The organism is Sporosarcina sp. CAU 1771, assembly GCF_054482775.1.
In genome coordinates, this window is record NZ_JBTLRN010000010.1 from 1 (window position 1) to 12,154 (window position 12,154).

9 protein-coding genes and 2 pseudogenes are annotated in these 12,154 nt (G+C 35.3%); 3 read left to right on the forward strand and 8 right to left on the reverse strand.

Features of this window, described 5'->3' with window-relative positions:
• Positions 1 to 646, forward strand: a pseudogene (locus tag ACXYMX_RS08840) (IS21 family transposase); the annotation flags it as partial.
• Positions 643 to 981, forward strand: a pseudogene (locus tag ACXYMX_RS08845) (ATP-binding protein); the annotation flags it as partial. The pseudogenes ACXYMX_RS08840 and ACXYMX_RS08845, both read left to right, overlap by 4 nt.
• Before the next feature lie 96 nt (positions 982 to 1,077).
• Here the strand turns inward: ACXYMX_RS08845 and ACXYMX_RS08850 are convergent.
• The 5 genes from ACXYMX_RS08850 to istA form a co-directional block, all read right to left on the reverse strand.
• Positions 1,078 to 2,100 (reverse strand): site-specific integrase, encoded by a 1,023-nt coding sequence (locus ACXYMX_RS08850; RefSeq protein ID WP_459043890.1) that lies wholly within the window; start codon positions 2,098 to 2,100, stop codon positions 1,078 to 1,080.
• Complete coding sequence (locus tag ACXYMX_RS08855; RefSeq protein ID WP_459043891.1) at positions 2,087 to 3,070, reverse strand: tyrosine-type recombinase/integrase; 984 nt, start codon at positions 3,068 to 3,070, stop codon at positions 2,087 to 2,089. Before ACXYMX_RS08855 ends, ACXYMX_RS08850 begins: the two co-directional genes overlap by 14 nt.
• Entirely contained in the window at positions 3,063 to 4,304 is a 1,242-nt protein-coding gene (locus ACXYMX_RS08860) for a site-specific integrase (protein WP_459043892.1), read from the reverse strand. The genes ACXYMX_RS08855 and ACXYMX_RS08860 overlap by 8 nt, the downstream gene beginning before the upstream one ends.
• A 68-nt stretch (positions 4,305 to 4,372) precedes the next feature.
• Positions 4,373 to 4,741, reverse strand: coding sequence for an ATP-binding protein (locus tag ACXYMX_RS08865; RefSeq protein ID WP_459043893.1), 369 nt, complete (start codon positions 4,739 to 4,741; stop codon positions 4,373 to 4,375).
• Positions 4,738 to 6,192 (reverse strand): IS21 family transposase, encoded by a 1,455-nt coding sequence (gene istA, locus ACXYMX_RS08870; protein ID WP_459043894.1) that lies wholly within the window; start codon positions 6,190 to 6,192, stop codon positions 4,738 to 4,740. Before istA ends, ACXYMX_RS08865 begins: the two co-directional genes overlap by 4 nt.
• Before the next feature lie 294 nt (positions 6,193 to 6,486).
• On the opposite strand from istA, the gene ACXYMX_RS08875 reads away from it, so the two are divergent.
• A complete protein-coding gene (locus tag ACXYMX_RS08875) occupies positions 6,487 to 9,183 on the forward strand; it encodes a UvrD-helicase domain-containing protein (RefSeq protein WP_459043895.1) in 2,697 nt (898 codons plus the stop codon).
• Between the two features lie 246 nt (positions 9,184 to 9,429).
• Here ACXYMX_RS08875 and ACXYMX_RS08880 read toward each other — a convergent pair whose 3' ends face one another.
• The 3 genes from ACXYMX_RS08880 to ACXYMX_RS08890 all read right to left on the reverse strand — a co-directional run bounded on the left by ACXYMX_RS08880 (position 9,430) and on the right by ACXYMX_RS08890 (position 12,017).
• The gene (locus tag ACXYMX_RS08880; RefSeq protein WP_459043896.1) at positions 9,430 to 9,723 is read right to left on the reverse strand and encodes a DUF3006 domain-containing protein; all 294 of its coding nucleotides are present in this window, start codon (positions 9,721 to 9,723) and stop codon (positions 9,430 to 9,432) included.
• Complete coding sequence (locus ACXYMX_RS08885) at positions 9,677 to 11,323, reverse strand: S-layer homology domain-containing protein (protein ID WP_459043897.1); 1,647 nt, start codon at positions 11,321 to 11,323, stop codon at positions 9,677 to 9,679. Before ACXYMX_RS08885 ends, ACXYMX_RS08880 begins: the two co-directional genes overlap by 47 nt.
• A gap of 208 nt (positions 11,324 to 11,531) precedes the next feature.
• Positions 11,532 to 12,017, reverse strand: a complete 486-nt coding sequence (locus tag ACXYMX_RS08890; RefSeq protein WP_459043898.1) for a hypothetical protein — start codon at positions 12,015 to 12,017, stop codon at positions 11,532 to 11,534.
• Between the last annotated feature and the right edge of the window lie 137 nt (positions 12,018 to 12,154).

Below are 12,154 nucleotides of genomic sequence, written 5' to 3' on the forward strand. Positions count from 1 at the left end.
CTCCTATCTACTCTCGAAAGAGAGTACCAATGCATCTAGTATAACAAGAGTTGTTAACAAGGACAATACAATAATCTTCAAATCGAATCGTTACTCTGTTCCAATTGGCACTTACAGACCCAAGGGTCTGAATACTGTCGTGATTGATATCCAAGGGGAAAAAGATGAGGTAAGTACCCTCGTAATCAAGACAGATAATGATGGCGAAGTCTTAGCGAGGCATGGACTATCATCAGGAAAAGGACAATTAATCAAAAATAAAAACCATCAAAGAGACCGTTCTAAGGGGATTAACGCATTTAAAGAAACCGTTGTACGGCAATTCCAAGACACGGAGCTCGCATCAACCTACATAGGCGATTTAATGGAACTTTATCCAAGATATCGAAGGGATCAGCTAGCCACTCTGCAAAAAGCAACAATCGATTATTCAACTGTAATTGATGAGGCGCTTCTTAAATGTATAAATGAAAAGTTATTAAGTGCAAATGATTTTAGAGACGTCGCAAAGTTTCTAAGTTTAGATTTACACAATTCAAACGAGGTACCAATAGAAAAACGCAAAAGAAAAAAGCGTATAAATATTGAAGTAGAATCACGGCCAATAAGTACTTATACCGATATTTTAGGCGGTGTTCTTGTATGAGTGAAACGATAAAGACACTTCAAGATCAATTTAAACAACTCCGTTTATCAGAAACAGCAGCTGAGCTTCCAACAATTCTTAGGCAGGCCGAACAGGCCTCCTGGACGTATCGAGAATTCATTCAGGAGATTGTTGATTATGAGTTGAAGAAGCGCGAAGAAAAAGGAATCGAAAAGCGAATGAAATGGGCCAAATTCCCCTACATTAAAACACTTAATGAATTTGATTTGACCGAACAAAAATCGCTTAGTAACCGTCAAGTGACACAGTTAGAGGAATTGAACTGGTTGGAACAGCAATACAATATCATACTACTAGGCCCACCAGGGGTGGGTAATTATCGAAAGTTATAGTTTATGGAAAGATATTCATAAAATGCGGGGAAACCGCAGTAAGTATAACAAATATCTTTCCATAATATTTAAAAGTGCTTATCCACAAAAATCCTGCAACCACTTTAATAGATCTGTATCTTCAGACCAAACAGGAATATCTTGCGTTACAACCTCCATGTATGCTGCATCTATTACTTTTCTTTTTGTTTCGGTATTTGCTCTTAGATAAATTTCAGTTGTAGTAACTTGTACATGTCCTAAAAAATCTCTGATATAAATCAGATTTACTCCGGCCTCTAATAAGTGCATAGCTTTTGTGTGCCTGAACATGTGTGGGTGAAGCCGGTCAGAGAACAAAATTTCCGGATGTACCTCCTTAGCCTGTTTGAAATATTTATCTAAGATATATGCTATGCCTGGTCTTGTGAATGGATTTCTATTGCTATTATAAAAAAGAGGATGATCTTGTCTTCCATTTTCCAATAAATTATTTTCCTTCATGTAATTTTCCAATAGATCTCGTGTTTTCTTCATAATGGGGACGCTTCTTTGTTTATTCCCTTTACCCGTTAGGGTAATAGTGGCAGGCTGGGTAAGCCTAACATCTCTTGTTTTCAAATCAATTAATTCTTGTACCCGTGCTCCTGTATCATAAAGTGTCGCTATTAATGTTAAATCACGACGGCCTTTTTGCTTGCTAGTATTCGGCTGTTCCAATATATACTTTAGGCATTCTTGATTGAGAAATTCAATCGTCTTTTGTTCTCTTTTTTTAAAGGGAATTCCTAAAATTCTTTGACATTCTAACATGTTTTCAGGGTGTTCTGTCTGTGCATAACGGTAGAAACTGTGGATTGCTGCTAGTCGTTGATTACGAGTGTTTATACTGACGTTACGCGATTTTTCAAGCCAACAAAGAAAACCTCTAATTTCTTCTGCTTTTATCTTTTCAAATGTAAGATACTCCGGCTTAATATTCAGTTCAAAATCAAAATACTTTAGCACTTGCTTAAAGGTATCCCGATATGATTTTATCGTATTACTGCTAACATTACGCTGGCTTGGAAGATAATCGGAAAGGAAACGTGTGAGTGTTCTGGCGAAATCAGTAATTTTCATCAAAAGATACCTCCGGTATTAAATATGCAAATTCTTGTTCAACCGAAACTATAATTTTTGGATGTAAATCAGCGGTTAGCCGTAGGTAATGCTGTGTACCTCTTAGATCAACATGCCCCAGAAATACAGAAAGGTAGGGAAGAAGGTTTGTAATGTCTTCTTCATTTAAGACCCACTTTTTCAAGCAATGAACAGCGAAAGTGTGCCTGAAATCATGAAGTCTTGGTCCCTTTCCGCTGTGGGAAATACCAGCTTTCCAAAGGACCTCTCTAAATAGTTTATATATCGTGCTTTCCTTATAGTGTCCTCCGTAAGGAGATGGGAATAAAAAAGTATCACTATTATCTAAATGATGATTTTCCACCAAATACAGACGACAACGCCTTGTCAGCACTTCCGCCATTGGAACTTTTCGTTCCTTTCCAAATTTCGTATCCCGAATGAATAAAATTCCTTGTTTCAAATCGACATCCTTTAGTTTTAAATTTATCGCTTCCGAGATTCGTAATCCACAACCATACAATATACGGAACAAAAGAGGAATGATTAGATGCCTTTTAGGTGAAACATCTGAAACAGGATAATTGTCGCAAACGGTAAAAATCTTTTTCAACTCTATTTCTGAAAAGATATAAGGAACATAAGAATATCTATCGATTGAAATAGAAGCTGACGGAAAAATGTATGCCTCGTGGCCAAGGCGAACCATATATTCTGCAAGTCCGCGTATGATTGAGATTCTTCCAATTCTAGTACTGGATGTTTCATCTGGCCTTTTTTTCGTCCAAAGTAATACCAGTTCTTTCGGAAGTTCCGTTTCTACTAGTTGCTGAGCAGCAACCAAATGATCAAATTGTTTCAGAAGAGCAGAACCTTTATTGTACTTGTAACCAACAGCTCTCTTTTCCTCAATGTATCCGGCAATTAGTTCGCAAAGGATGCTTTGGTACACAACTTTTTTATTAGTCATGTTTAAGCACCTCATCTGGATCAATGGCACATTTCCTTAATCCTTCCAGATCTGTATGCAGATAGACACTGGTTGATTTAGAATTAATATGTCCAAGGACCTCGGAGATTACGGGTAATGGTGTTCCTTGTTCAAGTAAAGTACTCGCAAGAGTATGACGAAGCGAGTGTAAACCCTGCCTTTTATCTCGTGGAACGGAAATTCCGGAAAGTCTTGTGTACTTTGTGATAATGTTATGAAGGTTAGCGTCTTTACCAAAGGCCTCATAAGGCGCATTCATCCTAATAAAGACAAAAGGCGAATTACTAGTAGGACGCCCATTTTTCAGATAATCAATTAATGCCCAACCTATATCCTTTAAGATGGGATATGTTACAGTATTCTTTGTTTTATTTTGTCTTACTTCTATAATTTCTGACTGCCATTTTAAATCCGATAACTCCATAGATTTAATATCCCCAGCCCTTATGCCAAGTTTGGTAACTAGAAGTAGGATAGCGTAATCTCTTTTTCCGGTTGGATTACCTCGATCAATGCTATTTAACATACGCATAACATCTTGCTTTTCCCAGACGGAAGGAACAGGTGGATAATAGTACTTATTCTGTTTTGGTACCTTTAAAGAAAGATCCTCAGCTGTATATTGATTGAAATAAAGAAACCTTAAGTATACCCTAAGCGTAGTTAAGATGGAGGCAATACTTTTTTCGTGATTTTTGTAAATAGTTTTTACATAATCGGATATTATTTCTCCATTAATATCATTTGACTTCAGAACACTTCTAGAATCAAGGTAATCAATGAAAAAGAACAAACGTTGCATTCGTGTGCGAAGACCCCTTTTGGAATACTCGTTAACTTCGCATTCTTTTTCGTAGGCAGCTAGTTCCGTTTCGAACTGTAATGGTTTGATATATCCTTTCTTTTTCACGATTCTTCGGATAATCACGCCATGTAGCTGGTAATCACCCAAAACCCTGATTCTTCTAATGTGACCTTTAAGCCCTTTGGGCATGGCATATTTGTAGTAATCGACTGTGCAGTTATACTTCTCCTTTAGAAACTTCCTACCCAATGCTTCAGAGAAATAGATTTCATCTTTTTCTTTGGCGAATGCAATAATCCTTTTGTAAAAAGCACGATATCCACATAAAGTGTTATCCGCATAATTTAACCTTTCCAATTCTGATAAGACTTTTGATACTAGAACCTCAATAGGGAACTTTGTTGCCATATGGCACCTCCAAGATTTTATAAACCTATTGTGGAGGATTATAAAAAGAAATAAACGTATATTTCAATTTAAATAAGGTATATACACTTATTTCTTTCCATAAACAATAACTTTCGATAATTGCCTGTACCTGGTGCTCCAGTTAATATTAAATTCTCTTTCCGACCTATAAAATTTATAGTGCAAAGCTCTTTCGAATCGATGTGAGAAGGAAAATGAACCTGTTCATTCCAGCGAAAAGAAGAGAGCGACTTAATCTGTAGAAACTTTGCTTTCTTTATTAGTCGTTCGGATTTTGTTTCTTCCCGCAACTGAAGTTCTTTCTGAAATAATTGCTCTAGAAATTCTGCTGAATTTTCAAAGGCTATGTCCTCGAAGATGTCATAGACGTGAGCTAGACGTAAAGCTTTACACATTATCTTTAAGTCCGAAGTCATTGAATATCACCTTCAGTCTGGTTGACACTCTGCAGCTGATCGTACTTGTTCCAATCAATATCGTATGGATGTGATTGTGGTTCTTTCAAAACGTCAGACTGGCCACCCAAAAGCTCATAGAACTCGTCATTTATTTGATTCATGTCGTGAGTGGCTAATAGTGCAATCAACCAATTTAGACGCTCTTTTCGAATCGTAAGATTCGATATATTGATATATTCAAAAATACGACCAGGCAGATAGGCAGAGAAACGTGAATAGCTCACTGCTCTTGGCTTGCTTACCCATGCTTTCAAAATAGCATGCCAAGGAATCTCGCGATTCTTATGCATATAGGGGCGATTATCCTCGTATAAAATTTCGCCGTGAGGTGATAGTACTTTGAATCGATTCCAATATTTAACGATAGATAAGCTTGGATAATTATAACCTCTCGGAACATAGACTTTTACCTTGTCCAAAGTAACCTCACCGTATTTATTTGCTTTTAGGTTTTCCTCTTTAAACACTGGATATTCTTCCTCGGGCATGGCCAATAGATACTGGGATTCTTCCTCTAATAATTGCTGTATGGTGACTTTTTTCTTGTAGTGGATACGCTGGCGATCTTTAGTATGCTTTTCTTCTAGCACTTGTGTTAAATGTTCTAAATCCTTTATTACAGGTGCCGGAGTTATGAAGTTGTAACGAACGTAGCCTACCTTGTTTTCAACATTTCCTTTTTCATTTCCTGAATAAGGATTACAAGCCTGTGGATCAAAACCATAATGACTTGCGAACTGTAGGAACTCATTTGTAAACACTGCTTCTTCATGTTTATTTCTTGGTTTAATGACTGCTGTTTTCATATTATCTATCCGAATTTTACGTGGCACCCCACCTAGCTGCTGAAATATCTTTTTCATACCGTAAAGGAGACATTCTTGATTTTCTGCTGGTAAAGGGATTGAATAAGCATCATTACTGAAAGGAAGCGTCATAACTAAACAGTGGATATCTCGATAGCTCCCATCCTGGACAGCTTGCATTAACCCAAAATCTAGCTGTGCTTCCGCGGGAGGATGAGTAAGACGCTCATAGTTCCTATCTTTAGTCTCATCTTCAATATCCTCTCTGCCTTCACGCCAATCTTCTATAAAGTAAGAGACAGTCCGATAGGACCCTTCAAACCCCATGTCTTGCAGTGCAGCAAAAATCCCTTGGTTAGTTCTTCTTTCTTTTCTCTTTAGCTTTTGATCCTCCCAAAGCCAATCCCCAACAATCTCTCCCCATTTCTCAACGTACATCATCCCTGTTCTTTTTCTTTCCTTTTCCTTTGGTAATTGATCTCCATCCGCATATTTTTTAGCGGTTCTCCAATTAATCCCTAATGTTTCTGATATAGAATTGATAGATAATGATTTCTGATTCCTCAAGACTTTGATACAATTAATTTCAGGCATTGCCAGCATTCCTCTCAACCTCCACTGATTTGATTCGACACCAATACAGTAGAGAAATTTTGGAAGGCTGGCAAGCCTTTTTTATTGTTTAAGAGTTGCAGCGTTATGTATTTTTCCTTTGCAAAACTCTGTACTTCTATTTTGCACTACACATAAGCCTTTATAAAGAAAACTTTTATCATTTATCTCTTTTTCAAAACTTTTAAAAATTAGGTACTATTTACTAAAATATGGTACTATTGATACAAATTAATAGTTTTTTACTTTTTAATTTATTACAAGTAAATCTCATGGAGGTCTAAATTGGATACATTAAACCTATTACTAATAGCGATCACATTCATTGTAGTTAGCTTCTCTATTTTTTCAATAATTAAATCTAAAAAAAATAAGGAAACTATTAACGTCCTTTCACCAAGTATAAATGAATTTATTACTGAACTTGAGTTATTATCAAAAAACTATTTAGCCAATTCACAATTAATCTATTTGAAAGAAAAATATCACCCACTGTATGAACAAATACTTACATTACCTAGAAATATAATCAAAAAACAACATGATTTTTCCTACTTCTTAACTTTTTATAAAGATTTTGATCAAAAGGTAGAAAATAGTAATATACATTTTATTAATCATGAATTAAAAGAAGCTGCTCTCTTTTTCCAAAATATTGATGGTAAATCACTTGATAGACAACAACAAGAGGCAGTAGTCGTTGATGAAGATAATACATTAGTTTTAGCTGGCGCGGGAAGTGGAAAGACACTTACAATATCAGCAAAAGTTAAATATTTAACTGAACGTTTGGGTATTCATCCGGATGAAATTTTGCTGATTTCTTTCACATCCAAATCAGCTTCTGAAATGACAGAGCGAATACAAGGTAAACTGAATATACCGGTAGAAGCTAAAACATTTCACAAACTAGGTTTGCAAATAATTACAAGTTCGAATAAGTCACGTCCCGATATTCAAAATGAGCTATCAAAAGTAATTAATAAATATTTTAAGGAACATGTTTTAACTAATCTCACACTAATGAGCGACATAATCCACTTTTACGGATTTTATTTATCTGTACCAAAAGATCTAGAAGAATTTAATACGCTAGGGGAATATATTGATGATCAAGCAACAGTTAACCTAGAGACACTTCGGTCAAAATTAACCTATCAGCAATCTGAACTGAGTAGAGAACGCAAGACTTTAAAACTTGAAGAAGTCAAAAGCTTAGAAGAAGTTTTAATTGCGAACTTTCTATACTTAAATGGAGTTGAATATGAATATGAAAAACTCTACCCAATAGCCTCAGATAAGTATAGGAAAAGGTATCGCCCAGATTTCTATCTACCGAATTATAATATTTATCTAGAACATTTTGGAATAACTGCGGATGAAACTGCACCGTGGTTATCCCCCATAGAGGAAAGAAAGTATATTGAAGATATGAATTGGAAACGTTCCTGGCATAAGATAAATGAAACTAAGCTAATTGAAAGCTACTCTTATTACAATAAAAATGGTGAGTTATTAGATAAGATAAGAATTTTACTTTTGGAAAATGGAGTTGTATTGAAACCAATAAATCTAACTGAAGCATATAAGAATTTATTTATTAAAAGAAATGAAGAAAGACAATTTAAGGAGTTTAAAGGTTTAATTTCAACTTTTATTACGTTATTTAAATCAAACGGATATGATGACTCTGATTTTATTAAAATGAAAGAAAAAGTTCAAGTAATGAATAACCCATTTCATCGTGAGCGGACAAGGTTATTTTTAACAATGGTTCAACCTATATATAATAATTATCAACATTTTTTGATAAATCACCATAGCATAGATTTTAACGATATGATAAACAATGCAATCAATATAGTTAATAATAGCGAAGATCAACTCTTTGGTTATAAATACATAATTATCGATGAATACCAAGATATTTCTACTAATCGCTTTCGACTGATTAAAGCTATCAAAGATATGACAAATGCTAAAGTGATGTGTGTGGGAGACGACTGGCAATCAATTTTTAGATTTGCTGGTAGCGACCTTGAATTGTTTTTGAATTTTGAAAAGTATTTTGGTTTCTCAAAGTTGTTGAGAATTGAAAAAACTTATCGAAATTCCCAACAATTAATTGATATAGCAGGACGTTTTGTAATGGAAAATGATAAGCAATTCAGTAAAAAATTAACCTCATTTAGAAGTCTTGATAATCCTATTAGAATCTACGGATATGATAAGAATGCTGAGAAGGCTTTTAGTTTTGCAGTTGATGAAATAGTGAATAAAATGGGTGAAGAAACGACTATTATGGTTATCGGCAGAAACAGACTTGATATAAAGTTCTTATTAAGTGAAAGCAAGGAGTTTCACTATGCTGAAACTAGCAATGAAATATTTTCAGCAAACAAAAATCATTCAAACCTTCAGTTTCTATATACTACAGTTCATAGTTCGAAGGGACTCGAAGCAGACAATGTAATCTTGATAAATTTGACAAATCATTTAGTGGGTTTTCCAAATAAGATCTCGGATGACCCATTACTTTCTCTAGTTTTAAATGATACTGATCAATTCGAATATGCTGAAGAACGCCGACTTTTCTATGTAGCCCTTACTCGAACAAAAAACACTGTATATTTAATTACTCCACAAGAACAAATGTCAATATTTGTCGAAGAATTAATAAAAAAACACAAGATTGAATTTAATTTGGTAACTGGTGAAACATCATTACGTGAAAATCCAAGATGCCCAGTTTGTAAAGAAGGTAAAATGGTGGTTCGGGAAAGCAATTTTGATAATAAAAGATTTTTAGGTTGTAGTAATTATCCTAAATGTTCACAAGTTTTTAAAGACCTAAGTATATTAACAAATCCAGTTGTATGTACAACGTGCAATGGCTTTATGACAATACGAAAAGGACCAAAAGGTGAATTTTACGGTTGCACTAATTTTCCAGTATGTAGAAATTCTTTTGATAATGTCTAAATCTAAAAGGTATGCCTATGCATATCACAATTAATAATTTATTTCGAGTCGGCGTTTATTATTAATTATTTTTGATTACACATAATAGTAATGAGCTTGTTTAACATTAATTGTTCCAAGCTATCAAAAGTTGTTGATAATAAATAGTCGATCTTTAGCGTTATATATTTATAGAAATAGTAATAATTTATTAAAGTAAAATAGCGCCAACCCGTTAAATAACAGGTGACGCTACTAATTTAATTATTAATGTTTATTCTTTAACTTCTCTATTATACTACTAATCTTCTTGTGCATTTTTTCAGTCTCAGCTTGCAACACTTTGACTTCATACTTGTCGCCTACTTTACTAATCTCAACAATATCACCTTCAGAAAGATGTAGGTTGATTTCCGTAATAGGAATCACTAACTGTTCTACTTCTTCTGGGTATTTTAAAAACGTATATTTCCCATCAGTACTCTCGTCTAATGTATATTTTACTTTATTCATATCATTCGCACGCCCACCCATCTTTATCCCGATCGTGTTTTGTTTCATAGGCTGGATGCCCCGTTCTCACACCATATGGATAAAATTCACGCATTTCGGTACAATTTTTGAAGCTTGTTGGAGCCCCTGGAATTACGTATCGCCCAGTGCTTAGATCTGGTTTTGGTTCCGGTTTTGGTTCCGGTTTTGGTTCTGGTTTTGGTTCCGGCTTTGGTTCTGGTTTTGGTTCTGGTTTTGGTTCCGGCTTTGGATTAACATTATCAGTCCAAGGTTTTACAGATACAGAATGTGTTGTACCATTTGTTGAAACAGTAATATCACCAGATTGTGCTGTAGAATATATTTTTGAACCAACTGCATTTAATCTTTGGATAATTTCTACGTGAGGATGACCGTATGAGTTGCCCTCACCGTATGACAAAACTGTTCCGGTAGGTTTGACTGCAGTTACAAACGCTGCTGTAGTACTTGAATTAGACCCGTGGTGACCTGCCTTTAAATATGTTGATTTTAAACTACTGCCATATCTTGATATTAAATCATCTTCAACGGTTTTTTCAGCATCACCAGTTAGTAAAAAGCTTACCGAACCATATAAAACTCTAGTAACAATAGATGCATCATTTGCATTTGTCACATCCGCATTAGAATGTAATATCTTAGTATTTAATAATGAATCGAAATTAATTAACCCTTCGGAATTAGCAACTTTAAATGGAATATTCTTGGTGTCAATCAACTCAAGAAGTTCTAAATAAGTTTGTGTTGTATGCACATTTCCGCTGTCTATAAATTGATCGACTGGAAAACTATTCAACACGGTTATTAAACCACCGATATGATCAGCGTGTGGATGTGTAGCAATAACTATATCTAATTTAGAAATATTTTTAGATTTTAAGAAATCAACTACTTTTGTACCACTACCCTTCGTTCCTGCATCTATCAGCATGTTCTTACCACTTGGTGATTGAATTAGAATTGAATCTCCTTGCCCAACGTCAATAAAGTGAACTTGCATGTTTGGAGCAGGTTTGAACTTATCATCTAGTAACCTTGCCATAAACACTGCAAAGTGCGCTCTAGATAGAGTTACCGCTGGTTTAAACGTACCATCTGCATACCCAGTCGTGATATTTTCCGTAGCTAGAATGGATATGTAATCTTTAAACCCATTATTTGCAGTTACATCGGTAAATGAAACATCTTTTGTTTTTTCTAAATTGTAACCCTCCGAAAGTATCTTTGACATTTGTCCACGCGTTAAAGGTGCTGCTGGATCGAAAAACTTACTGCCATCTGAAGCTGTTTTACCACCAATAAATCCTAGCTCAACAGCTTTTGCTACAACATCGTATCCGTAACTACCAGGCTTCATATCTGTAAAATTAGGATTTGGTGCTGTGAAGTCTGTAATTCCTTTTTCCCGTAATATCATCGTAACCGCTTGTAATCGAGTTAAATTTTGTTCAGGCTTGAACGTTCTATCTTCATACCCTTTAATAATCTTCTTATCTGTTAGATAAGTAATTTCACTCTTGTATAAAGTGACATCAGAAAATCCATTTGCAGCCTGTGCTTGTTGTTGCGGTAATAACGTAAATATTAAAAACAAGCTTAGAAACATTATTAAACTTCTTTTCATCATTTTATTACACCCCTTTTCAACAATGGTACTAGAGTTGATAGCAATAGTCTATCAGTCGTATACTATATTAAATGATATTGTTGAATTGTCATAGTTTACTACATATAAAGCAGTATTTAGTAAGTAATCTAATTAATGCCTTTGCACCACTCAACTTCCACACGATTTTGAATAGCTTCTAAGTTGTGACGTGCACAGGCATTCTAAATTAACTAGCCCGACTAACCCGCCGTCCCCTTCTCTGCAATTGATGGGTATTAGCCAATATCTCCATAAGAAACGTATACGTCCCATAACACGCCTCCACATCCAATTGCTCTGCATCCGTATGTTCAAACTGATAACCCGCCGAAAGATTTACACTCTCAATACCACTTTGCGCCCAAATATACGTATCACTCGAACCACCGGTGACCGTTTTCCAAGCTCCGAGACCAGATTGTCTAGCAATCCGTTCAAGCCGCACACCAAATTCAGACGTACAAAATGGGTCATATCCTCCTCTAGATGTCACAATATCACTCGTTCCCCGACGATCGATGACGAAGGCCATATCCACATCCCATAAAAATGATTTTGTAACTTCCCTAGCACCACAGAGACCGATTTCTTCCTCCACAGTAAAGATGTATTTAACCGTTCCCCGAAAATCACTTTTTCCAACTGACTTCGCAGCCGAAAGGACGACATTCACACCAGCTGATTACGGCCAGTAGAATGTACCACCTTCGCCATCTTATTTACCACAGATTGACAAAGAATGTACCACTAAATGACATGAGATTTACCACTTAACTTTCATACCTTTGTATAATTAATGTGCACACCTAA

Coding starts and splice junctions, on each gene's coding strand:
- ACXYMX_RS08850 (WP_459043890.1), bottom strand. CDS start 2,100: ATGAAAATTACTGATTTCGCCAGAACACTCACACGTTTCCTTTCCGAT.
- ACXYMX_RS08855 (WP_459043891.1), bottom strand. CDS start 3,070: ATGACTAATAAAAAAGTTGTGTACCAAAGCATCCTTTGCGAACTAATT.
- ACXYMX_RS08860 (WP_459043892.1), bottom strand. CDS start 4,304: ATGGCAACAAAGTTCCCTATTGAGGTTCTAGTATCAAAAGTCTTATCA.
- ACXYMX_RS08865 (WP_459043893.1), bottom strand. CDS start 4,741: ATGACTTCGGACTTAAAGATAATGTGTAAAGCTTTACGTCTAGCTCAC.
- istA (WP_459043894.1), bottom strand. CDS start 6,192: ATGCTGGCAATGCCTGAAATTAATTGTATCAAAGTCTTGAGGAATCAG.
- ACXYMX_RS08880 (WP_459043896.1), bottom strand. CDS start 9,723: ATGAAACAAAACACGATCGGGATAAAGATGGGTGGGCGTGCGAATGAT.
- ACXYMX_RS08885 (WP_459043897.1), bottom strand. CDS start 11,323: ATGATGAAAAGAAGTTTAATAATGTTTCTAAGCTTGTTTTTAATATTT.